This is a genomic window from Franzmannia qiaohouensis (genome assembly GCF_031451695.1).
In the GTDB taxonomy this organism is placed as follows: domain Bacteria; phylum Pseudomonadota; class Gammaproteobacteria; order Pseudomonadales; family Halomonadaceae; genus Franzmannia; species Franzmannia qiaohouensis.
On record NZ_JARWAM010000021.1, the window covers coordinates 1 to 21,580 of the forward strand.

26 protein-coding genes and 1 pseudogene are annotated in these 21,580 nt (G+C 64.9%); 12 read left to right on the forward strand and 15 right to left on the reverse strand.

Annotation, left to right across the window (positions count from 1 at the left end):
• The 3 genes from QC821_RS19875 to QC821_RS19885 all read right to left on the reverse strand — a co-directional run.
• Positions 1 to 434 (reverse strand): hypothetical protein (locus QC821_RS19875; protein WP_309724976.1); only part of this gene is annotated, 434 nt, incomplete at its 3' end.
• A gap of 158 nt (positions 435 to 592) precedes the next feature.
• Positions 593 to 1,579: a polysaccharide deacetylase family protein gene (locus QC821_RS19880; protein ID WP_309724978.1), complete on the reverse strand. Its 987-nt coding sequence runs from the start codon at positions 1,577 to 1,579 to the stop codon at positions 593 to 595.
• A gap of 75 nt (positions 1,580 to 1,654) precedes the next feature.
• Entirely contained in the window at positions 1,655 to 2,194 is a 540-nt protein-coding gene (locus QC821_RS19885; RefSeq protein ID WP_309724980.1) for a glycosyltransferase family protein, read from the reverse strand.
• Positions 2,195 to 2,734: 540 nt separating this feature from the next.
• Here QC821_RS19885 and glnA point away from each other — a divergent pair.
• The 5 genes from glnA (at position 2,735) to glnG (ending at position 7,778) form a co-directional block, all read left to right on the forward strand.
• Positions 2,735 to 4,141 carry a glutamate--ammonia ligase gene (gene glnA, locus QC821_RS19890; protein ID WP_309724982.1) on the forward strand — a complete coding sequence of 469 codons (1,407 nt, stop codon included), beginning with the start codon at positions 2,735 to 2,737 and terminating at the stop codon, positions 4,139 to 4,141.
• Positions 4,142 to 4,291: 150 nt separating this feature from the next.
• On the forward strand, positions 4,292 to 4,888 hold the full coding sequence (locus QC821_RS19895) for a DUF4124 domain-containing protein (protein WP_309724984.1): 597 nt from the start codon (positions 4,292 to 4,294) through the stop codon (positions 4,886 to 4,888).
• Positions 4,889 to 4,972: 84 nt separating this feature from the next.
• The gene (locus QC821_RS19900; protein ID WP_309724986.1) at positions 4,973 to 5,095 is read left to right on the forward strand and encodes a hypothetical protein; all 123 of its coding nucleotides are present in this window, start codon (positions 4,973 to 4,975) and stop codon (positions 5,093 to 5,095) included.
• Between the two features lie 159 nt (positions 5,096 to 5,254).
• Positions 5,255 to 6,298 (forward strand): nitrogen regulation protein NR(II), encoded by a 1,044-nt coding sequence (gene glnL, locus QC821_RS19905; RefSeq protein ID WP_309724988.1) that lies wholly within the window; start codon positions 5,255 to 5,257, stop codon positions 6,296 to 6,298.
• A gap of 67 nt (positions 6,299 to 6,365) precedes the next feature.
• Positions 6,366 to 7,778, forward strand: coding sequence for a nitrogen regulation protein NR(I) (gene glnG, locus QC821_RS19910; RefSeq protein ID WP_309724990.1), 1,413 nt, complete (start codon positions 6,366 to 6,368; stop codon positions 7,776 to 7,778).
• 23 nt (positions 7,779 to 7,801) lie between these two features.
• Here the strand turns inward: glnG and QC821_RS19915 are convergent, their stop codons facing one another.
• Together QC821_RS19915 and QC821_RS19920 are read right to left on the reverse strand one after the other, a co-directional pair.
• Positions 7,802 to 8,122: a type II toxin-antitoxin system RelE/ParE family toxin gene (locus QC821_RS19915; protein ID WP_309724991.1), complete on the reverse strand. Its 321-nt coding sequence runs from the start codon at positions 8,120 to 8,122 to the stop codon at positions 7,802 to 7,804.
• Positions 8,119 to 8,394, reverse strand: coding sequence for a type II toxin-antitoxin system Phd/YefM family antitoxin (locus tag QC821_RS19920; protein ID WP_309724992.1), 276 nt, complete (start codon positions 8,392 to 8,394; stop codon positions 8,119 to 8,121). The genes QC821_RS19915 and QC821_RS19920 overlap by 4 nt, the downstream gene beginning before the upstream one ends.
• Positions 8,395 to 8,518: 124 nt before the next feature.
• Between QC821_RS19920 and QC821_RS19925 the strand changes: the two genes are divergently transcribed.
• Both QC821_RS19925 and QC821_RS19930 read left to right on the forward strand, forming a co-directional pair.
• Positions 8,519 to 9,856 carry a deoxyguanosinetriphosphate triphosphohydrolase gene (locus QC821_RS19925; RefSeq protein ID WP_309724994.1) on the forward strand — a complete coding sequence of 446 codons (1,338 nt, stop codon included), beginning with the start codon at positions 8,519 to 8,521 and terminating at the stop codon, positions 9,854 to 9,856.
• Between the two features lies 1 nt (position 9,857).
• Positions 9,858 to 10,607: a ribonuclease T2 family protein gene (locus QC821_RS19930; protein ID WP_309724996.1), complete on the forward strand. Its 750-nt coding sequence runs from the start codon at positions 9,858 to 9,860 to the stop codon at positions 10,605 to 10,607.
• On the opposite strand, the gene QC821_RS19935 is transcribed toward QC821_RS19930, so the two are convergent.
• Complete coding sequence (locus QC821_RS19935; RefSeq protein WP_309724997.1) at positions 10,604 to 11,515, reverse strand: nuclease-related domain-containing protein; 912 nt, start codon at positions 11,513 to 11,515, stop codon at positions 10,604 to 10,606. The genes QC821_RS19930 and QC821_RS19935 overlap by 4 nt on opposite strands.
• A gap of 159 nt (positions 11,516 to 11,674) precedes the next feature.
• On the opposite strand from QC821_RS19935, the gene QC821_RS19940 reads away from it, so the two are divergent.
• Positions 11,675 to 12,556 carry an NAD-dependent protein deacetylase gene (locus QC821_RS19940; protein ID WP_309725044.1) on the forward strand — a complete coding sequence of 294 codons (882 nt, stop codon included), beginning with the start codon at positions 11,675 to 11,677 and terminating at the stop codon, positions 12,554 to 12,556.
• Between the two features lie 6 nt (positions 12,557 to 12,562).
• On the opposite strand, the gene QC821_RS19945 is transcribed toward QC821_RS19940, so the two are convergent.
• The 3 genes from QC821_RS19945 to QC821_RS19955 form a co-directional block, all read right to left on the reverse strand.
• On the reverse strand, positions 12,563 to 12,985 hold the full coding sequence (locus QC821_RS19945) for a YbaY family lipoprotein (RefSeq protein WP_309724999.1): 423 nt from the start codon (positions 12,983 to 12,985) through the stop codon (positions 12,563 to 12,565).
• Between the two features lie 13 nt (positions 12,986 to 12,998).
• Positions 12,999 to 13,373, reverse strand: coding sequence for a translation initiation factor Sui1 (locus QC821_RS19950; protein WP_095620297.1), 375 nt, complete (start codon positions 13,371 to 13,373; stop codon positions 12,999 to 13,001).
• A gap of 128 nt (positions 13,374 to 13,501) precedes the next feature.
• On the reverse strand, positions 13,502 to 14,179 hold the full coding sequence (locus QC821_RS19955; RefSeq protein ID WP_309725002.1) for an HAD family hydrolase: 678 nt from the start codon (positions 14,177 to 14,179) through the stop codon (positions 13,502 to 13,504).
• A gap of 446 nt (positions 14,180 to 14,625) precedes the next feature.
• Between QC821_RS19955 and QC821_RS19960 the strand changes: the two genes are divergently transcribed.
• The 3 genes from QC821_RS19960 to QC821_RS19970 all read left to right on the forward strand — a co-directional run bounded on the left by QC821_RS19960 (position 14,626) and on the right by QC821_RS19970 (position 15,974).
• A complete protein-coding gene (locus tag QC821_RS19960) occupies positions 14,626 to 14,916 on the forward strand; it encodes a hypothetical protein (protein WP_076749689.1) in 291 nt (96 codons plus the stop codon).
• A 109-nt stretch (positions 14,917 to 15,025) separates the two neighbouring features.
• Positions 15,026 to 15,319, forward strand: a complete 294-nt coding sequence (locus QC821_RS19965) for a hypothetical protein (protein ID WP_309725005.1) — start codon at positions 15,026 to 15,028, stop codon at positions 15,317 to 15,319.
• A gap of 286 nt (positions 15,320 to 15,605) precedes the next feature.
• Positions 15,606 to 15,974, forward strand: a complete 369-nt coding sequence (locus QC821_RS19970) for a hypothetical protein (protein ID WP_309725007.1) — start codon at positions 15,606 to 15,608, stop codon at positions 15,972 to 15,974.
• Positions 15,975 to 16,033: 59 nt separating this feature from the next.
• On the opposite strand, the gene QC821_RS19975 is transcribed toward QC821_RS19970, so the two are convergent.
• Complete coding sequence (locus tag QC821_RS19975) at positions 16,034 to 17,026, reverse strand: 2-hydroxyacid dehydrogenase (protein WP_309725009.1); 993 nt, start codon at positions 17,024 to 17,026, stop codon at positions 16,034 to 16,036.
• A 144-nt stretch (positions 17,027 to 17,170) separates the two neighbouring features.
• On the opposite strand from QC821_RS19975, the gene QC821_RS19980 reads away from it, so the two are divergent.
• A complete protein-coding gene (locus tag QC821_RS19980; RefSeq protein ID WP_309725011.1) occupies positions 17,171 to 17,512 on the forward strand; it encodes a hypothetical protein in 342 nt (113 codons plus the stop codon).
• Positions 17,513 to 17,659: 147 nt separating this feature from the next.
• Here QC821_RS19980 and QC821_RS19985 read toward each other — a convergent pair whose 3' ends face one another.
• From QC821_RS19985 to QC821_RS20005, 5 genes and pseudogenes are all read right to left on the reverse strand, one after another.
• Positions 17,660 to 18,820 (reverse strand): low temperature requirement protein A, encoded by a 1,161-nt coding sequence (locus QC821_RS19985; protein WP_309725013.1) that lies wholly within the window; start codon positions 18,818 to 18,820, stop codon positions 17,660 to 17,662.
• Positions 18,821 to 18,842: 22 nt separating this feature from the next.
• Positions 18,843 to 19,109 (reverse strand): hypothetical protein, encoded by a 267-nt coding sequence (locus QC821_RS19990; protein WP_309725014.1) that lies wholly within the window; start codon positions 19,107 to 19,109, stop codon positions 18,843 to 18,845.
• A 107-nt stretch (positions 19,110 to 19,216) separates the two neighbouring features.
• Positions 19,217 to 19,972, reverse strand: coding sequence for an SDR family oxidoreductase (locus tag QC821_RS19995; RefSeq protein WP_309725016.1), 756 nt, complete (start codon positions 19,970 to 19,972; stop codon positions 19,217 to 19,219).
• Positions 19,973 to 20,126: 154 nt separating this feature from the next.
• Positions 20,127 to 21,056 carry a LysR family transcriptional regulator gene (locus QC821_RS20000; protein ID WP_309725018.1) on the reverse strand — a complete coding sequence of 310 codons (930 nt, stop codon included), beginning with the start codon at positions 21,054 to 21,056 and terminating at the stop codon, positions 20,127 to 20,129.
• 161 nt (positions 21,057 to 21,217) lie between these two features.
• Positions 21,218 to 21,391: pseudogene (locus QC821_RS20005) on the reverse strand (fructose-1,6-bisphosphate aldolase); the annotation flags it as partial.
• Positions 21,392 to 21,580 lie beyond the last annotated feature (189 nt).

Consider the following 21,580-nt stretch of genomic DNA (forward strand, 5'->3'; position numbering starts at 1 on the left):
CGCATCAGGTGGGCGGTCAGGACGTACAGTCCCAGCGCCGGGACTATGGCCACCGGCAGCACCAGGTACCAGCGGCGCTCGCCGAGAATCATCAGCAGTGCCCCGATCAACAACGGTGCGATCCACGTAAGCGGGAAGCGGTCGACGAGGAAGATAAAGACCAGCACATAGAGGAACGGCCACAGCATGTGCCAGAGATGGCTGGCGCTGGGTAGGTGAATCGGCGACTCGCCGGCGCGCCACAGCTTGACGGCGCTGGCCACGCTGAGCGCAGCGGCGCAGATCAGCATCAGCCAGGCACCGAGGCTGGCGAGTAGCTGTGGCGGCAGGCCAAATGCCGCGCCGCTGCCGCCGTAGGTGGGAATCACCCAGATGATGAGCGTCAGGGCCAGTGCGCTTACCGCTGCCCCTGACCAGAAATCCATACGTGCCATGCTACCGTCACTATGGTTATTTAATTGACAGTGAAACAGCAACTTCTATTGGTGCAGGCCGTGTTAGCGCGCGTAATTGCTGTTCTTGTAAGGTCGAACGCGAAAACTAACCAGCCTATCGTTGAGAAACAAATGCCATGGCCGACGAATCTTCAACGTTAGCTGCTCAGCAGCCAGTCGTAGAGCCGCCCGGGGCTTTGGGCCACCGGCTGGCTGATGGGGATGCGGGGTATCGCCAGGGGGTCGAGCTGCGGCGCCAGCCAGCCGCCACGCCCGGCCAGCGCCTGGCGCACGCCGCAGCGGCTGGCCAGGCGCCGCAGCCGCGCAGAAGGCTGCTCGTCGGGATAGGCGAAGGCCTCCAATGGCGCCTGGCAGAGCTTGGCCAAGTCGTCGCGGGAGCGGCGGATATGCCAGCAGACCCGGGCATCGCTGAGCGGCTCCAGCGACTCCGACAGCACGCCGTGGGCGCCGAAGCGAAATAGCCCGCCGTGCTCCAGGCGCTTGACGCTGAAGGGGTCGAGACCGTGGGGCGGCTGGTCGAGGTCGGGGTAGAGCGCTTCGGCCGTGGCGTTGACCGTCAGCGGGTCGCACTGTCTCAGCTGTGTCAGATAGTCCAGCAGGGCTTCGCTATAGGCGTGATCGGGATGGGCCGGCGGCAGCGGCGGCGCCGGCAGCCCGGCGTCGCAGAGGGCGTCGTGGATGCGCTGGGTCGCACGGCCTTGCCACAGCCCCTCGCCAATCACTTCCCACCATACGCCGCGCGGACGGCCGAGCAGGCCGGTGGTAACGAAGATGCTGGCCGGCAGGGCGTAGTGCTCGAGCAGCGGCGCGGCGACCTCGGCGTTGTCGCGCCAGCCGTCGTCGAAGGTCAGGGCGATGCAGGCGCGCGGGTCGTGGTGGGGCTTCAGGGCGGTGTCGAGGCAGACGATGCGCGATACCTCGACCAGCGACATCAGCAGATGCTTGAAGCTCTCCGGGCCGAGGCAGTAGGGCGCGCGATGTGGTAGCCGGGCGGCGGCTTCATCGGGCAGTACCCGGTGCAGCACGAGGATCGCACGGCGTCCCTGTAGCGGTACGCGCAGGCTGCGCCGCCAATGCCCACGTAGCCGCTGGGCCATGTCCAGGGCGAGGTTCCAATGGGTCATGGCGAACCTCCTGCACGGGTCGTGTCTTCTAGTTGTCAGTGTAATGCGCTTGGGCGTGTTGCGCGCATTGGTCGGCTACAGCGGGAACTCGAGTACCCGTGCCTGACAGGCGCGCAGACGTGCCAGCAGGTCGCCGTGGGCACTCTCGTCGAGGCTGGGGTCGAAGCCGCCGATGCGCTCGAACCAGTCGCGGCGAACGCACAGCGTGCCGGCCTCCGGCTCGCGCTGCCAGAGTCGCCTGAGCCCCTGCTGCAGGGGGCGCCGACGCGGGGTAAGAAGTACCGCATCCCACTGGTGATGGGTCAGCAGTTGATCGGCCTTGTCCAGCCAGTCGGCGATCAGGTGCATGCGTGGAGTGGGGAAGATCAATGTGTTGACCGGCGTGCGGCGTACCGCTTCATTGCCGCGGGCGCCGATCGAGCGCAGCGGTACCGGCTCGAAATGCGCGCCGATGCGTCGTGTCAGGGTCGCCAGGGAGTCATTGTCATCATCGCTGACCACGCGGATATCGACCTTGTCGGGATAGCGCGCCACCGCATGGTTCAGTGTGGCCAGGCAGCGCGGCAGACGCGCGGCCATCAGCCGAGAATCGATAATGATGCAGTAGGCGTCCATCACATCGTGCCCTTAGCGCATTGCCCCGGCCGAGAGTGCGGCGGCGAGCGGCGGATCGGTCGCGTCATGCCGGCGCGAGACGCAAGCATGTCTTGTGTAAGCGATAGTAGCCTTTGGTTTCAAAAGGTATCAATCATTTTGTCGGTTGATTTTTCTAGCGGCGGACGCCGAGCCGCGACTGATGTCGCTGCATCGGCACCATGGCGTTGCATATGACGGCCTTTTTGCACCACGTTGGTACGTCGACTTTTTTTTTGCACCAATATGGTTCTCTCAGTGTCCCGTCAGGCCGCCGGCCGGCGCGATGCAAAATCATGGTGCAAAATGGCTGCATGGAAAAAATAATTACAAAACATGTGCTTGACTGTTTGATGCGGTGTTTTGCGCCATTTTGGCACGCTGCCTGCATTGCACAGTGCAGAAGCATCAACCGAGTCGTCGTCCAAGCTGGCCGTCGTGGGCAAGCAGCCTTCGCCGTGCTACAAACGACGCTGGACACGCAACGCCAATATCCGAGCAACGCTCACTGTGGAGGACACTATGTCTGAGAAGACCCTCGCCCTGATCGAAGAGCACGACATCAAGTGGGTCGATCTGCGCTTCACCGATACCAAGGGTAAAGAGCAGCACGTCACCATTCCGGCGCGCGACGTCGATGACGAGTTCTTCGAGAACGGCCAGATGTTTGACGGTTCGTCCATCTCCGGTTGGAAGGGCATCAACGAGTCGGACATGATCCTGCGTCCGGAAGACGGTTCGGCCTTCCTCGACCCGTTCACCGAAGACGCCACCCTGGTGCTGCGTTGCGACATCATCGAGCCTGCCACCATGCAGGGCTACGAGCGCGACCCGCGCTCCATCGCCAAGCGTGCCGAGGCCTACCTGCAGTCCACTGGCCTTGGCGACACCGCCTTCTTCGGGCCGGAGCCGGAATTCTTCATCTTCGATGAGGTGCACTGGAAGGCCGATATCGAAGGCGCAATGTACAAGATCACCTCGGAAGAGGGCGCCTGGTCCACGGATCGCAGCGTTGAGGGTGGTAACCTGGCCCACCGTCCGCGGGTCAAGGGCGGCTACTTCCCGGTGCCGCCGGTGGATAGCTTCCACGACATCCGCAGCGCCATGTGTAACACCCTGGAAGCCATCGGCCAGAGCGTCGAAGTGCATCACCACGAGGTGGCCAACGCCGGCCAGAACGAGATCGGCGTCAAGTTCAACACCCTGGTGAAGAAGGCCGACGAAGTTCAGGAAATGAAGTATGTGATCCACAACGTGGCCCACGCCTACGGCAAGACCGCCACCTTCATGCCCAAGCCGCTGGTCGGCGATAACGGCTCTGGCATGCACGTTCACCAGTCGTTCTGGAAGGACGGCCAGAACCAGTTCGCCGGTGATGAGTACGCAGGTCTGTCCGAGATGGCGCTCTACTACATCGGCGGCATCATCAAGCATGCGCGTGCCCTGAACGCCTTCACCAACGCGTCCACCAACTCCTACAAGCGTCTGGTGCCGGGCTTCGAAGCGCCGGTCATGCTGGCCTACAGCGCCCGCAACCGTTCGGCGTCGATCCGTATCCCGTACACCGCCAGCCCCAAGGGCAAGCGTGTCGAGGCGCGTTTCCCGGATCCGACGGCCAACCCGTACCTGTGCTTCGCCGCCATGCTGATGGCCGGCATCGATGGCATCAAGAACAAGATCCATCCTGGCGACGCCATGGACAAGAACCTCTATGACCTGCCCCCGGAAGAGGGCAAGTCGATCCCCACCGTCGCCGAGAGCCTCGACCAGGCCCTCGAGGCGCTGGACAAGGATCGTGCCTTCCTCACCGAGGGTGGCGTGTTCACCGACGACATGATCGATGCCTACATCGAGCTCAAGGAAGAGGACGTGGAGCGCCTGCGCATGACCACGCATCCGGTCGAGTTCGACATGTACTACAGCTGCTGATCACGCGCCGCTGCGGCGGCGCATGATAGCAGCGTGCAGCAAGCGAAGGGGTTCCGCCACGGCGGAACCCCTTTTTGCACTAGACTATCTAACGCCCTACCCAATCACCTATCGGACCCGGCCGGGTCGCCACCCGTTGGAGCAAGGTGTATGCGCGTCTCGCCAATCAATGCCGCTTGCTGCGTGCTGCTGGTCGCCCTGCTGGGCGCCGCCAGCGGTGCCCAAGCCACGTCGATCTATCGCACCACCGATGCCCAGGGCAACGTGGTGTTCACCGACAACCCCGAGCGCGGCGGTGAGGAGGTCGAGCTCAATCCGCTGACCGTGGTGCCCTCGGGCCAGCGAGCGCCGGCTCCCCAGTCGCGGCCCGAGGCCAGTGCCTCGCCGTCATCGCCGTCGCAGGCAGTATCGTCACCCTTCATGCCCTACTCGACCTTTCGCATCGCCGCGCCGCGCAACGAGGAGACGCTACAGACCGGTGAGGCCGGCAATCTGCAGGTCGAGCTGGGCATCGAACCGGCCCTGCGCGAGGATCATCGCGTGCGGCTACTGGTGGATGGCGCGGTCAGCCAGTCGGCGATGCACAGCGATGTGTTTATGCTCGGCAACCTGGAGCGCGGCGAGCGTGTACTGCAGGCCGAACTGCTCGATGCCAGCGGCGAGGTGCGCCATCGCAGTGCGCCGGTAACGCTTTACGTGCAGCGCGCCAGCGTCAACCTGCCGCAGAATCCCAATAACCCCAATTAGCTGCCCCCGCGCCGGGCGCCTCGGTCGTTGTGCCCGGACGGTAGCCTCAGACCCTGCCCCTCGAGTGCGCCGCAGACGAGCAGCATGGATGCCTTCGAGCATGCCGAGCGGGTGCGCGACAACAGTGCGCTCGACTATCGAGCCGGTTCCAGCAGCGCCGCTCGTGATCGTCAGTCCCCGCCGTCGCGGCGCGGAGCCGACGACTGAGGGTGGCGATGCACCGCGCTGATCGCTACATTCTCAGCCTTGCACTAATATGGTGCGTCAGCGCATCTTGCACCCTCCTGGAACGCCGACGCTAGGCGCTTGCCAGGCTGGCGCGCTTCTTGCACAGCAATAGTGAACTCAAGGACGGCGGAATGCCCCATGTATCAACGTCTGCTGGAACACCTCACCACGGCGGTGCTGCTGCTCGACGGCACCCTGCGCCTGCGGTGGATGAATCCGGCCGCTGAAGCGCTGCTCGCGGTAAGCGTAGGTCGCGTACGAGGCACCCGCCTGGAGAGCCTGGAAGGCGTCGACGGTGCGGTGGCCAGCGTGCTGGGCAAGGCCCGCAGCGAGTTTCACCCCTTCACCCAGCGCGAGGCGGTGTTGACCCTGGCCGGCGGCGAGAGCGTTACCGTCGACTTCACCGTCACCCCGCTTTCCGACGACGAGCTGCTGCTCGAGATCGAGCCCCGCGACCGGCTGCTGCGGATCTCCCGCGAGGAGGCGCTGATCGCCCGTCAGGAGACCATCAAGACCCTGACCCGCGGGCTGGCCCACGAGGTCAAGAATCCCCTGGGCGGCATTCGTGGCGCCGCCCAGTTGCTCGAGCGCGACCTGCCCGATCCGCAGCTGGCGGAATTCACTCGCATCATCGTCGAGGAGGCCGACCGCCTGCGCGACCTGGTCGACCGCATGCTCGGCCCCAACCAGGTCACCCACCATCAGCCGCTGAATATTCACCGGGTGCTGGAGCGAGTGCGTTCGCTGCTGCTCGCCGAGCAGCCGGCGGTGACCATCGAGCGCGACTACGACCCCAGCCTGCCGGATCTTCATGGCGACGAAGCGCGCATGATCCAGGCGGTGCTCAACGTGGCGCGCAACGCGGTGGAGGCGATGACCGAGAGTGAAGTCGCCGCTCCGCGGCTGATTCTCCGCACCCGTGCGCGGCGCCAGTTTACGCTCGGCGCCGAACGCCATCGGCTGGTCTGCGAGGTGGGGATCATCGACAACGGCCCGGGCATCCCCGAGACCCTGCGCGAGACGCTGTTCTACCCGATGGTATCGGGTCGCGCCGAGGGCAGCGGCCTGGGGCTCTCGATTGCCCAATCGATCCTGCATCAGCATCAGGGCCTGATCGAGTGCGACTCGCAGCCCGGGCGCACCGAATTCCGGCTATTAACGCCACTGGAGGCGCCGCCATGAGCCGCGCTCCCGACGCTTTTACTCGTGCCACGGCTGACCGCTGTCGTGATGTTTTCTGGAGGCTTGCATGACAGATCCTGCCCGTATCGTGATCGTCGACGATGACCGCGCCATTCGCTGGGTGCTCGAGCGCGCGCTGGCCCAGCCCGACCTCGAGGTGGAGAGTTTCGAGCGCGCCGACAGCGCGCTGGACGGCCTGCTGAAACGTCCCCCCGACGTGCTGGTGACCGATATCCGCATGCCCGGCCTCGATGGTCTCGACCTGATGGCCAAGGTCCGCGAAGCGCACCCCGACATGCCGGTGATCGTGATGACCGCCCACTCCGATCTCGACAGCGCCGTCGCCTCCTACCAGGGCGGCGCCTTCGAATACCTGCCCAAGCCGTTCGACGTCGACGAAGCCCTGGCGCTGGTGCGCCGGGCGGTGGCCCACGCCCGCGAGCGGCAGAGCCCGGCGGTGGCCCCGGAGGGACTGTCGGCGGAGATCATCGGCGAGGCGCCGGCGATGCAGGAGGTGTTCCGTGCCATCGGCCGGCTCTCGCAGTCGCATATCACGGTACTGATCAACGGCGAGTCGGGCACTGGCAAGGAGCGCGTCGCCCAGGCGCTGCATCAGCACAGCCCGCGGGCCGGCAAGCCGTTCATCGCGCTGAACATGGCGGCGATCCCCAAGGACCTGATGGAGTCGGAGCTGTTCGGCCACGAGAAGGGCGCCTTCACCGGGGCAACCGCTCAGCGTCGCGGGCGCTTCGAGCAGGCCGACGGCGGCACTCTGTTTCTCGATGAGATCGGCGACATGCCGCCGGACACCCAGACTCGCCTGCTGCGGGTACTGGCCGACGGCGAGTTCTATCGGGTCGGCGGGCATCTGTCGGTCAAGGCCGACGTGCGCATCATCGCCGCCACCCACCAGAATCTCGAGACGCTGGTCGAGGACGGCCGCTTCCGCGAGGATCTGTTCCACCGCCTCAACGTGATCCGCGTGCACCTGCCCAAGCTCGCCGAGCGCCGCGAGGACATCCCGCGGCTGGCCCAGCACTTCCTCGCCGAGGCCGCCCGTGAGCTCTCCACCGAGGCCAAGGTGCTGACCAAGGACGCCGAACAGCACCTGACCCGACTGCCGTGGCCGGGCAACGTGCGCCAGTTGGAGAACACCTGCCGCTGGCTGACGGTGATGGCCTCGGGGCGCGAGGTATTGATCGACGACCTGCCGCCGGAGCTACGCACCACCGAAGGCAGCGAGGCCGCCGCCGGCGACTGGCGCGCCGCCTTCCGCGACTGGGCCGACCGCGCCCTGGCGGCGGGCCACACCCATCTGCTCGAGGAGGCGGTGCCGGATTTCGAGAGGATACTGATCGAGACCGCGCTCAAGCATACCGGCGGTCGCAAGGGCGAAGCCGCCGAGCTGCTGGGCTGGGGGCGCAATACCCTGACCCGCAAGGTCAAGGTGCTACTGCCGGCGCTCGCCGACGGGGATTGAGTCAAGTCGCGAGTAGGCGGGGGTTAGCTCAGCAGCCGGCGAGCGAGCAGGCGTTGCATGTCACGCCGCTGGTGGGCGATCAGATAGACGATGATGCGCTCTTCATGCTGGCGGTAGAGGAGCCGTACCGGTGGCTCGATGACTTGTCGATACTCTCGAATACCCAGCTCCAGCAGCTCGCGGGGATGATTGCCGCGCTCGGGGAACTCGCCCAGCGAGGCGAGGCGGCCTTCGATGGCGTTCAGCAGCTGCGCGGCCGCTTGAGGCGAGTCCTCGGCGATGAAGTCGTAGAGCTCGCGAAGGTCCTCGAAGGCCGACGCCGTGAGCTCGACGCGATAGGTCACTGCGCTACGTCTTTGCGGCGCAGTCGAGCAACGCACTCGGTGGCGTCCAGGGTTTCGCCCCGCGCCACCTCCTGGCTGCCGAGTGCCAGGATCTTCAACAGCGCCAGGGTTTCCTGGGTCTGCTCGTAGCTCTTGATGTCCTGCACGACCATCCGGGCTTCGCCGTTCTGGGTGATCACCATGGGCTCGCGCAGCTCGTTGAGCGATCGGGAAATCTCGGCCGCATGGGCCTTCAGGTAGCTGATCGGCTTGATGTTGTCGGTATACTTCATCGGGATACCCTGCCGGATGGATAGAGTGGACTGAATTTAGTCCTTATTCGGCTATGCGGCAAGCCGGCGATGGCAAAGCATCGGCCGGTAGTGCCAGAATGAACCTCTCAAGGAGGCCTCATCCATGGCGCAGATGCACTGGGAGCGACTGCTCGACCCGAGCCGGCTCAACGACAAGCCGCGTTCGGCGAGTAACGAGATCGGCCGCAGCCCGTTTCACAAGGATCACGACCGGATCGTCTTCGCCGGTTCGTTCCGGCGCCTGGGGCGCAAGACCCAGGTGCACCCGCTGACCGACAACGACCATATCCACACCCGCCTGACCCACTCGCTGGAGGTGGGCTGCGTGGGCCGTTCGCTGGGCATGATCGTCGGCGAGCAGCTCAGCCACCGCCTGCCGCAGTGGATCACCCCGGCCGATCTCGGCGTTATCGTGCAGGCCGCCTGCCTGGGCCACGACATCGGCAATCCGCCGTTCGGCCACGCCGGCGAGTACGCCATCCGCGACTGGTTCAAGCGCGCCGAGCAGGACGGCAGCGGACTGCTGGTCGGCCTTTCGGCGCCGGAGCGCGCCGACCTGCTGACCTATGAGGGTAACGCCCAGGGTTTTCGCATCGTCACTCAGATCGAATACAACCAGTTCAAGGGCGGCATGCGCCTCACCGGCGCGACCCTGGGTACCCTGCTCAAGTATCCCTGGACCGTGGAGCACGGTGGCGCGGCGGGCAAGTTCGGCAGCTACCAGTCCGAGACGCACCTGCTGGCCGAGGTCGCCGAGCGGCTGGGCCTGCTGCCCAACGGCGAAGGGCGCTGGTGTCGCCACCCGCTGGCCTGGCTGGTCGAGGCCGCCGATGATATTTGCTATGCGCTGCTCGATCTCGAGGACGGCTTGGAGATGGGCATTCTGCGCTATGACGAGGTCGCCGAGGTGCTGACCCAGATCGCCGGCGGCAAGCCGCCGGAGTATGACACCATGCTGCGCGATGGGGTCTCCCAGCGGCGGCGCATCGCCGCGCTGCGCGGTGCCGCCATGGAGCGTGCGGTCAGCGACGTAGGGGCGGTGTTCGTGCAGCACGAGGCTGAACTGCTGGGCGGCGCCCTGGAGCACGACCTGCTGGAGCTGTGCCACCCGGATCTCGACTGGGGGGTCAAGGCCGCCAAGCAGCTAGCCCGCGAGCGGATCTTCCAGAACGAGCGCAAGGCCAAGCTGGAGATCGGCGCCTACACCACGCTGGGGATTCTGCTCGAGGCCTTCATCGGCGCCGCTCATGAGCTGCACTACCACGGCGAGTCGAGCTTCAAGCACCAGCGGGTGCTGGCGCTGATCGGTGAAAACACCCCGCGGCCCTCCTGGTCGCTATACGCCAGCTACCGGCGCATGCTCGACTTCATTGGCGGCATGACTGACCACTACGCCGTCGACCTGGCCCAGGAGATGGGCGGGCGGCTCAGGGGTGACTGAGGTGCGGCGCTGCCTCGCTGGCATGCTGCTGGCGCTGCTCGGCGCGGGCCTCGCCGCGGCCGATTCGCTGGGCCTCGAAGGCGAGGGCTTCGACCACTATACCCTGGCCTTGACCTGGCATCCTGGCTTCTGCGACACCCACTCGCGGCCGCCCGAGGAGTGCCGCGAGCGCCAGGCAGGGCAGGGCTTCGTGCTGCACGGGCTGTGGCCATCGCTGCCCGAGCGCTTTGCCCGCGACGGCGTCGACCGCCCGCAGTGGTGGCGCGAGGGGTGCTTTATCGAACAGCCGCGTGCCGACGGCAGCTTCTGCCGGGCGCATCCGCCCTTTCAGCTGCCCGCGCCGCTCGCCGAGGCGCTGGATGACGGCATGCCGGGGCGCGCCAGCTGCCTGGATCGCTATCAGTATGCCAAGCACGCCGCCTGCCTGGCACTAGACGCCGAGGACTACTTTGCGGCCTCGCTTACGCTGCTCAAGCGGGTCAATGCCAGCGCCTTTGCCGACTTCGTGGTGCTCAACCAGGGCGGAGAGGTCGCGCGTAACGAGCTGATCGGCGCCTTCGAGGCGGCCTTCGGTCGCGACACCGGCCGCGCGCTACGCCTGGAGTGCCGCGGCCGCGGCAACCGCCGGCTCAGCGAGGTGCGCATCGGCATTGCCGTGGATCGGTTGAGTGACTTTCCGGATGCCGAGAGCCTGGTCGAGCAGCGCCCCGGGCGCTGCCATAGCCGCGTGCAGATTCCCGCCTCGGACTAGACGGAAGGCTCCTGCAGGTGCTGCAGCTCGACCAGTGCGGCGCGCTGCATCAGGGCGCGGATGGCGCGATCGTGGGTGGCATCGTCGAATGGACCGAGCGGCATCGCGGCGAGCTGTTCGGCGAGCCGGTCGCCGCCGACCACCAGCAGGTCGTTGTCGGCCTGGCTGGCGTCGATCTCCCAGCCGGGCAGCGCCAGCACCCCCATCACCGGCACCGCGGTGCCGCACTCCTGGGCCAGCCACTTGCGCACCCACTTCACGGCCTGGCGGGTCTTGAGCAGGGGGCGGCGCTCGCTCCAGCCGGGGAAGCGCAGCCGCTGGCGCTCCACGTAGACCTGGTTGCGCCCCTCACCGCCGGGGTCCACCGGCCAGGTACGCGCCCGGGTCTCGATCACGAACACCCCGTGGGGCGTGACCGCCACATGGTCGATGGTATAGGTGTCAGCGGGGATATCATGGAAGATGTGATAGGGGTGGGCGTCGGGGCGCACCAGGCGCTCGAGCTCCTGGCCGATCACCAGCTCGCAGGCCAGACCGAGCTTGAGGCGGCGGATGCGCTGGTAGTCGCGGATCAGCAGGAAGCAGAATACCATCACCAGCAGCGTGCTGAGCAGCCCGTAGAGGCTCCACTCCACCCAGTCCTGCTGAGTGGCGAACAGCATGCGGCCCATGCCATAGACCAGCGGCGCGAGTACTACGATGGGGCCCAGCGCGCCGTTGAGGAACAGGCTGGCAAAGGCGCGGTCGAGACGGTCGCGCAGCGCCTGGCCGGGTTCGCGTAGCGGGTGGGCGTCGAACGGCGAGCGCACTCGGGCATCGTGCAGGTTGCGCAGCGCCAGCACGATCACCGCGGTGGCTCCCAGCGGAAACAGGAAGATCAGCGGCAGTAGATATTCCAGCCAGGCCATCGGCAGCTGTCCTTGCCTAGTGGGATGGATCGCCATACGGCGGGGACGATTGCGCGTTCATTCTAGCTAACCTCGACAGACTTGGGTGAACAATGTGGTCATTTCCGGCTCCAAGATCACCGTCTGCGGCCAGTCAGGGCAATGCCAACCATGACCACCATGCCTTATAGCGACGCCTCCGGGATTGACGCGGTGACCCCTGAGTCACACCGGGTGAGCCAGGCCGCCGCGGCCCTTGCCCGGTTCATCAGCTGCCATCCGCGGCTGGTGGTGCTCAGCGGTGCCGGCGTCAGCACCGACAGCGGCATCCCCGATTACCGCGACCGCGTTGGGGCCTGGAAGCGACCACCGCCGATGAATCACCAGGTCTTCATGGCCAGCCATGCGGCTCGGCAACGCTACTGGGCGCGCGCCCTGGTCGGCTTTCGCGCGCTTAGCGAGGCGCGCCCCGGCGCGGCTCACCGCGGCCTGGCGCTGCTCGAGCGGCGCGGGCGCCTCGACACCCTGATTACCCAGAACGTCGATGGCCTGCATCAGCGTGCCGGCAATCGGCGCGTTATCGACCTTCACGGCCGCGCCGAGATCGTACGCTGCATGGGTTGCGATGCGCGGCGTATGCGCCACGACCTGCACGCCGAATTGGCCGCCGCCAATCCTGACTGGCTGTCCGTCGAGGCGCGCGTCGGTCCCGACGGCGATGCCGACCTGGAGCGCGACTTCGGCGACTTTGAGGTGCCCAGCTGCGGGCGCTGCGGGCGAGGCATCTGGAAGCCCGACGTAGTGTTCTTCGGCGACCAGGTGCCGGCGGAACGCGTAACGGCCGCGCGTGCGGCGGTCTCGCGTAGCGATGCGCTGCTGGTGGTGGGCTCGTCGCTGATGGTCTATTCCGGCTACCGCTTCGCGCGCCAGGCGGCGGCCGAAGGCAAGCCGCTGGCATGTCTCAACCTTGGTCATACCCGCGCCGATGCGCTCTATGAGCTCAAGCTCGAGGCGCCCATCGGTGCCACCCTCGAGGCGCTGCTGGAGCACCTCGAAGGCTGAGGCCGCTCAGCGTGGCGCCAGCGGGATCTCGATGCGCTGCTGGCCGATCTGCGCGCCAGTCAAGGTGACCTGCTCACTATTGCGGTGGGTGACGCGGCCCCCCTCGCGAATCTCGGCGATCAGCGCATAGTCGCGCTCGGCGTCCAGGGCGCGGCCGTCGAACTGCAGGCTGATGTCCATCGGTGCATCGCTGACTCGTGACGAGGTGGTCTCGGCGATCAGCTCACCGCGGGCGCCATCGGCGTCGAGGGATTCGAGGGCCACGCGCAGGGCGGCATCGTCACCGGCCTCGAGCGGCGCCGCGGGCACCACACGGGTGTCGAGGGTCGCAAAATCGGGGCGTCCGGCGCAGGCGGCCAGCAGCGCGACGGCGAGGCACAGCGCGGCGATGTGCCACAGGCGGCGAGGGGCAAGGGTGTCAACGGTCATGGGTGTCTCCTGGTCAGCCGCCGGCCAGCTTGACGCGATAGCCTTGGCGGGTGAGTGCATCACGCAGGGTGTCACGATGATCGCCCTGGATCTCGATGATGCCGTCCTTGACGGCGCCGCCGGTGCCGCAGCGTTTCTTGAGCGATTTGGCCAGCGCCTTGAGCTCGGTGTCACCCAGCGGCACGCCGCTGATGGTGGTTACGCCCTTGCCCTTGCGGCCGCTGGTCTCGCGGCGGATGCGCACTACGCCATCCAGCTCGGCCAGGCGTGCTTGCTCGGCCTGCGCTGCGCATGCGCAGTCGTCCAGCGGTGCCCGGCACTCGGGGCAGATATCGCCATGCTCGGTGGAGTAGACCAGCCCGCTGAGCTGGTCGCGAAGGGATGCCATGCTGATGCTCCTGCTCGGGGTGTCCGAATGAGAGTGTCGAGCCATGATACCCGAGCGCAGCGGGCCCCGGCAGGGGGCAAGTTATCCACTGTCGCTGGCGACGCCGGGGTGTGGATAAGTCGCGCCAATCAGACCGAGGCCGTCTCCGGCAGCAGCAGGCGGCCGACGATGGTGGGCAGCTGATGCATGTTGCTGATGCTGATGGCGCCGTCCGGGGTGGTTTCGACATCGGGGAAGCGGTTGAGATGTACCACCCGCATGCCGGCGGCCAGGGCCGCCTTGACGCCGACGATGGCATCGTCGATCGCCAGGCACTCCTCGACGCGGTAGCCCATGATGCTGGCGGCGTGGATATAGAGGCAGGGGTCGGGCTTCCAGCACTTGGCGGTATAGCCGCTGAACAGATTGTCGCCGAAGGCATCGGCCAGGCCGGTGGCACGCAGGCCGGCGCGGATCTTGGTCTCCGGGCCGTTGGAGACCACCGCACGGGGAAAGTCGGCCAGGGCATCGAGCGCTTCACGTACCCCCGGCAGCGGCAGCAGTTCGCTATCGATGCGATCGGCGAGCTTGCGGCGCATCTCGCCTTCAGTGTGGCTCAAGCGCTGGGGGTCGATGGTACCGTGGCGACGCTGCAGCTCGGCGACGATATTGGAGAAACGCGCGCCGCGGAATTCGCCCATGTAGTCGCTGGGCGAAAACGGCAGGCCCACCTGGGTGAGACTTTCCGCCATTTCGGCGGCGAGCAGGGGTTCGCTGTCGACGAGGGTTCCGTCGCAGTCGAATAGCAGGCATCGAGGTATTGCCATTGCCAGACCTCTATCGGCGCAAGTCAAGGACTTATAGCCCTAGTGTTACAGATATCGGCGTATCCTGCCTAATATTGAGGGCCATTTTCCGCATTTTTTGAACACTGTTCGCCAACGCACAGTGTGCCGCTGCCGAGGTCTCGTCCCGCGTGCCCCCCTCTGACACACCCCGCTAGCGTGTCGAATCTGCCCCATGTGTCATATGTCGCCACTTCCAGGGCCGTGTCACGGCGCTGCATGGCCGCTGATTGGCACGCTGATATTTTTATAAATCATTGTTTTAAATTGATTTTTTATTTTTATGGCATGTCCTGGCACAGCCGCTGCAATGTTCAGGGTGAGAGACGAACAGCATCGAAGCGAGGCAGCACGATCGATTCGATACCTAGCAATAGGCAGTACGTCTTCAAACTCAGCAAGCACTGAAGACAAATGGAGGTGCGAGCATGATGTCCAAGGAATTTCTCAAGAAAATCGGTATTCTCGGCGTTTCTTTCGGCCTGATCGCCAGCCCGCTGGCCTTCGCCGACATGCACGACGAAGAGTATGAGCCGCAAGACCCGGCGCCGCAGGAAGAGCCTGCTCCGGATGTTGACGGCAACGATGAGTTCGGTAGCACGGATTACGATACCGAATATGAGGATGAGGAAGAAGAGTTCACCTTCGATGACGAGGAAGAGAACGAAGAGGAAGAGTGGGAGACTCCTGAAGAGGATGACGAAGAGCAGTCCTGGTAACAGTGATTGACTCGGGCGCCCAGGGAAGGGCGCCAGCGACCACAGGGATGCTTTGATTCAGACGTTATCGACAGCGTCACATGACGCGCCCCAATGGAGGATGTACGACATGATGTCCAAGGACTTTCTGAAGAAAATCGGTATTCTGGGTGTTTCTTTCGGCCTGATCGCCAGCCCGCTGGCCTTCGCCGACATGCACGACGAAGAGTACGAGCCGCAGGACCCTGCGCCGCAGGAAGAGCCGGCACCTGATGTCGACGGCGGCGATGAATTCGGCACCAACGACGACGAATTCGACACTGAGTACGAAGACGAGGAAGAAGAGTTCACCTTCGACGAAGAGGAGGAGAACGAAGAGGAGGAGTGGGAGACTCCTGACGAGGACGAAGACCAGTCCTGGTAATTCCTGACCTGTTCCCTTGCAAGATGATGCTGCCCAGGGAAGGGCGGTGGGCTCACCCCCTCGAGCCCCAGCGTGTCTCCACTGCACGTTGATCACAGCGCTGCCGCTTCCGGCCACCCCCGGAAGCGGCCTTTTTTTTCGCAGTCCAGCATGAGAGCGAGTGATAATTTATTATCCAAATGTTGTACAAGCGATAAATAACATCTACAGTGGTTATACGCCACGGACAGTTGTGCTGTTCAAGGCATGGCCCCTGGCGCTAATGGATTAACGAGAGGTACGTGACATGATGTCCAAGGAATTTCTCAAGAAAGTAGGTATCGTCGGTGTTTCCTTCGGCCTGATCGCCAGCCCACTGGCCTTCGCCGACATGCATGACGAGGAGTATGAGCCGCAGGATCCGGCACCTCAGGAAGCAACTGACGTCGAAACCAGCACCGACAGCGGCATGGGCTCCGCCGACAGCGATGCCACCCACGGCGGCGTCGGCACCGAGGACCCGACAATGGGTACCGAGTCCGCACCGGAAATGGGTGAGACAGGTACCACGGGAGACGGTAGCGCCGATGCAGAGCACGGTGGTGTAGGGTCCGATGATCCGGCACACGGCACCGAGTCGCTGCCCGACTTCGAAGACGACGACTCCACGCAGTAAAGCTGCGTCACGTCGAAATGAGCCGCCCTCGCAGGGGCGGCTTTTTCATGGCTGGCGGTTCAGCCGGTGCCGCGACGCGACGCCCAGGCGGCGTCGTTCACCAGGTTGATCGGCCGCTCGCCGTTGAGCGCCAGCGTGAGGTTGTCCACTGCGCGCTGGGCCATGGCGGTGCGCGTCTCGTGGGTCGCCGAGCCGATGTGTGGCAGTGCCACCACGTTGGCCATGTGCGGCAGCGGCGAGTCGGCGGCCAGCGGCTCCTGCTCGAAGACGTCGAGGCCCGCCGCGTGCAGCTGGCCGCTCTCGAGTGCCTCGATCAGCGCCGCTTCGTCGACCACCTTGCCGCGGGCGATGTTGATGAAGATGGCGCCGGGCTTCATCAGGCCGAACTCGCGGGCGCCGATCAGCTTCTCGGTCTCGGCGCTGAGTGGCACCGTGATGCACACGAAGTCGGCCTCGGCCAGCAAGTCGTCCATCTCGCGGCGGCGAGCGCCCAGGTCTGCTTCGAGCTGCGGCTTGGGCGAGGCGTTGGAATAGAGAATCTGCATATTGAAGCCCAGTGCACCGCGCCGTGCGATGGCTGCGCCGATCCGGCCCATGCCAACCATGCCCAGGGTCTTGCCATGGACGTCGCTGCCGAACTGCGCCTCGCCGATGCTCTCCTGCCAGTCGCCGCGCTTGATGAAGTCGGCGAGTTCCACCACTCGCCGCGCACTGGCCATGATCAGTGCGAAGGCGGTGTCGGCGGTGGTTTCGGTGAGCACGTCGGGGGTATTGCAGAGCAGGATGCCGCGTTCGGTAAGGGCCTCGACCGGGTAGTTGTCGTAGCCAACCGAGATGGTCGCCACCGCTTCGAGCTGGGGCGCGGTGTCCAGCAGTGCCGGCGTCAACGGCAGGCCGGCGCCGATTACGCCATGGGCCTGGCCCAGTGCCTCACGAAAGGCTGGATCGTCGGTTGAGGCGAGATCGGCGAAATAGTCGACGTGAAAGTCGTGCCGCAGCGCCGCGAGCTGGCTGTCGCTGAGGCGCCGATAGGCCACGATACGCTTGTGCATGAGAGCCCCCTGTTGCGTTGATGAGATACCGATCAAGAGACTAACACGCAAGGTGCATTTCTATGCGCTGCCGGCTGGGCTAGTCTGAAGTGGCGCCGCTCCCCGCGCGGACACGCCATCCCGATCATACAAGGAGATTACCGGATGCGATTGATACCCTGGTTGACCACCGTGGGCCTCACTGCCGCCCTGATGCTGGGCACCACCACCTTGGTGCACGCCGACGACCACGAACCGATGAGCGATGCCGAGCTCGAGGAAGAGTACGGCATCAAGGCCGGCTCGCTGGTACGCGATGACGACGACGGCGAGGCGCAGGACGAGGACGCGTCGACCAACGGCAACGACGAGGAAGAGAGCCCAGAGGCCGGCACCGGTGGCTCAGGCAGCGCTGAGGACGCCCACGACGGCAGTGAAGCGGAGCAGAATGACGAAGAGGGCGACGCCGAGAATGGCGACGACGACGACGAAGAAGAGGACGACTGATCGGTTGGTTAGATGAGCCCTTGCGATGCAACAGCGGCGGCCCTTGGACCGCCGCTGTTGCGTTATGCCAGAGGTGACTTACCGCACCTTGGGCGCCAGCTCGCCGCTGTCGTAGCGGCCGACCATGGCCTCGAGGGTGGCGAGTCGCTAGCGGCGCGTGGAGCCGCTTATCGAGCCGTCGACTCGTGATGTCCTTGACGAGTGCTCCCGGAGGATCAGTCCGGCGATGATGGCAGTGGCTAGCCCCGCGAGCAGGGCGGGAGGTGTCGACCAAACGAAAGTTATCGGAATCAGCAGAACGAATAGGGTCGCCGCCGCCAGCCGGGATCGCGTGGCCGGGGGGCGGCGGTTGCCGGCGACCAGGCACAGCAAGGTCAGGAACAGGGCCAGCGAGCCAAGATAGAGCGCCGAGTAGAAAGGGTCGAGGTAGCCGCTGAACACGGATTCGAACAGCTTGGTCTTGGCCACCGCGGAAGTGATCAATACCAGTGCCAGGGGCAGGTGAGCTAAGAGCCAGGGCGCCGGATTGTCCTCGCACAGCACGCGCGCCGCGGCGTTGTCGATGGCGGAGAAATAGAGCCACCAGAGGCCGAAGAAGGTGGCGATGGCCGGGGCGGAGAAGAGGACGGTATCCAGTGACAGGGGCGGCGGCGAAGCGACCGTGATGCTTTTGATGAAGGTCTCGCCCAGTACCAGAATGATCAGGGTACCGAAGCGCTCGATCAGGTGGTGGGTATGTGCCGGGAAGCGCTTCAGCAGGGCGAGAAAGCGCGGCGCCATGGCGTTGTAGGCCTCCCAGAGGAAGGTGCCTACCCAGACCCAGGGGCGCCACTCCACTGGTAGCAGCAGCGAGCCGGCCCAGAGCAGGGCACCGGGCAGGTGGAAATGGCTGATATGGCGGAGCAGCAGCTCGCGTTGGTCCGGTGCGTGGTGCAACGATCTCGCATACATGGCGATCATGGTGGCGCGGAAGCCGATATAGCAGATCACGAACTGGGTGCTGGCAGCGCCGAAGGCGTCCGGCACGCTCAGTCCCATCCAGGCGATAAAGAAGAGTTGCACCAGTAACAGCAGGCGGTGCACGACGTCGTCGACGGCGAAGCGATTCATATACCAAGCGACATTCGCCCAGACCCACCACAGCGGCGCGAACAGCGCCAGCACCTGGAGAAAACCCGCGGTACTGAGGTCGTGACTCAACCGTTCACCGATCTGGATAAAGACGGCGACGAACACCAGGTCGTAGAAGAGCTCCAGCCAGGAGGGCTTGGCCGCCTCCGGCTCGGGTAGGCGATGGCGCAGGCGCATCGAGCGGCACTCCTTGGTGTGGTCAGTTACCCGGGCCAGTGTCGGTGGTAAAGCGTCGCCAGGCCCAGGCCGCCGCCAGGGCTGGGATACCGAATAGGAAGAGATGGACCAGTAACTCCTCGGCCAGGGAGTAACCGTGGGAGAGCCCCACGCCGAGGTTGGCGGCACTGACCGCCAGCCAAACGACGATAAAGCCCAGGGCGACTCGGGGGCGCCATGTCGGGTGGCTGAGGGCCAGCGCCGCGCCCAGCAGAAGCAGGCCGATAAGTATGAAGGCGAGGGTGCGCATGACTCTGGGGTCCTTGCTCTTGGAGTTGTCTTACTTAGTTATAGCCCAGTCGCTAAACGAGTAGGGGAGAGGGCGAGGTGGGCGGACCCACCTCGCTAAGCCCAGGGCTATCGGGTGGTATAACCGCCGTTGGCGAAAATCGTTTGGCCAGTGATCCACCAGCCATCGGTGGCGAGGAAGCGCACGATGGGTTCGATGTCCTCGATCCTGGTCAGGTCACCATGCATGGCCTGCGACTTGTGGAAGGCGACGCGCTCCGGTGTCTCCTGGCCGTAGAAGAAGGGCGTGTCCATCGGTCCCGGTCCCACCGCGGTGACTGAGATGCCGCGAGGGCTGAACTCCTTGGCAGCGGCACGGGTGAAGTGCTCGACGGGTGACTTGCCGCCGGCATAGGTGGAGTAGCCGTCGGTGAAGGCGGCCAGCAGGGAGGTGACGATGGTGATGATCTTGCCGTCGTCGTTGAGGGTCCGTCCCGCCTCCTTGATGAAGAAGTAGGCCGCTTTGGCGTTGATATCGAACATCGAGTCATACTCCTCCTCGGAGGTCTCGACGATCGGTTTGCGCAGCACCTTGCCGACGGTGTTGACGGCGATGTCGATGCCACCGAAGCGGGATTTCGCCGCTTCGAACAGTGCGGTGATATTGGTTGGTTGCGTCAGGTCACCCTGGAAGGCGAAGGCGTCGCTGCCGGCCTCCTGAACTGCCTGCACGGTGGCCTCGGCGTCAGGGCGGGTGGCGTCGCCATGATAGTGCACTACGACCTTGGCCCCTACTTCGCCCATCTTGCGGCTGATGAGTCCGCCCAGGTTCTTGGCGCCGGCACCGACCACGACCACCTTGCCGTCGAGAGAATGTATCGTCATCTTTCCCATCTCCTTTCTGTTCAGCGTCTCATGAAGAGCAGGTCCTGGTGAGCGCGCGTGAGGACGCTGCTGTGAGGAGTATGGCGAAGGGGGAGCCGCAGATAATCACCGTTCCCTCGACAGCACTATCCCGTGATGGCGAACAGTGAGGCGATCAGGAAGGGAGGGTCAGGGGCGAGGAGAGTCCCTGAATCTCCTCGCTGAGCAGGGTTTCCACCCAGGCGATAAAGACACGCAGCAGGTGCGAGCGATGATGGCGGTGAGGGTAGAGGATGGTGAGCGGCATGGGAGCGGCGCGGTGATCGGGTAGCACCTCGACGAGGCGCTCCTCTCGCAGATGGTGTTGGACGTCGTAGGTCGGCACCTGGATCAGGCCGAGTCCCGCCAGGCAGGCGGCGATATAGCTCTCCGCATTGTCCACGATGATTCGGCCCGGCAGGGAGAGCATCCGTGACTCCTCCGCCTCTCGATATTCCCAGTCTTCGGCGATGCTGCCGAAGGGGGAGGCATAGTGAATGGCCTGGTGATGCCACAGGTCGTCGAGGGTCGTTGGGGTGCCATGCCGGGCCAGGTAGTCGGGGCTGGCGCAGTTGATGAGTGGCAGCTGGCCGAGCGGGCGGGCGATCAGACTGGACTCGGCTAGCTCGCCGACGCGGATGGCGCAGTCCACGCCCTCGGTCACCAGGTTGACTGGGCGGTCGCTGGCACCGATTTCTAGTTCGATGCCAGGATAGCGCGCGAAGAAGTCCGGCAGGGCGGGCACGATGATCAAGCGCGCGATGCGCCCGGGGGCTTCGATGCGTAGCCTGCCATGGAGCTGGGTATCATCCTGGTGGAACAGGCCCTCAAGCGCCTCTAGTTCCCCAAGGAGCCGCAGGGCCCTGTCATAGAGTTCCTGGCCGTCATGGGTCAGGGCGACATGGCGCGTCGTGCGACTCAGCAGGCGTGTACCCAGCCGGGTCTCCAGTTCCCGGATGGCCGTCGAGACGGTGGAACGGGGCATCTGCAGGCTGGCTGCGGCCCTGGTGAAACTGCGCATCTCGGCGACGCGCAGAAAGGTGCGGAGGGTGTCGATACGATCCATGATGGAGTCCGGGGCAGGGTTGGCCGGCGCTGGCACTTGAGGATCAGGTTGCCAGACTCGCTCAGTGCTGTGAACCGAGTGTGTCTGAGAGCCGCCCAAAGAAATCGGGCGGCCACCAGGGCCGCCCGAATGCGTCTTGCACGACGAGGTGCGCGACGAAATTACCGCACCTTGGGTGCCAGCTCGCCGCTGTCGTAGCGGCCGACCATGGCCTCGAGGCTGATCGGCTTGATGCGGCTGGCGTTGCCGGCGGTGCCGGCGGTGCCGAAGGCCTCGTAGCGGGCAATGCACACCTCGCGCATGGCGCTGACGGTCTCCTTGAGGAACTTGCGGGGGGCGAGCAGTCTTGCTGATACGCTACATTCGCATCTTTGACGACCAATTATGATTGTCTTCGAACCAATGATAAAGGCAGGTCTTTGAGGGTCGGTTTTTCTCACCAGCTTTTGTTCGGCGACGGATTGCATAGGGCCTGGACAGGTATGATGCATTCCTAAGCGAGATGGCCGGATAGAAAAATGAAG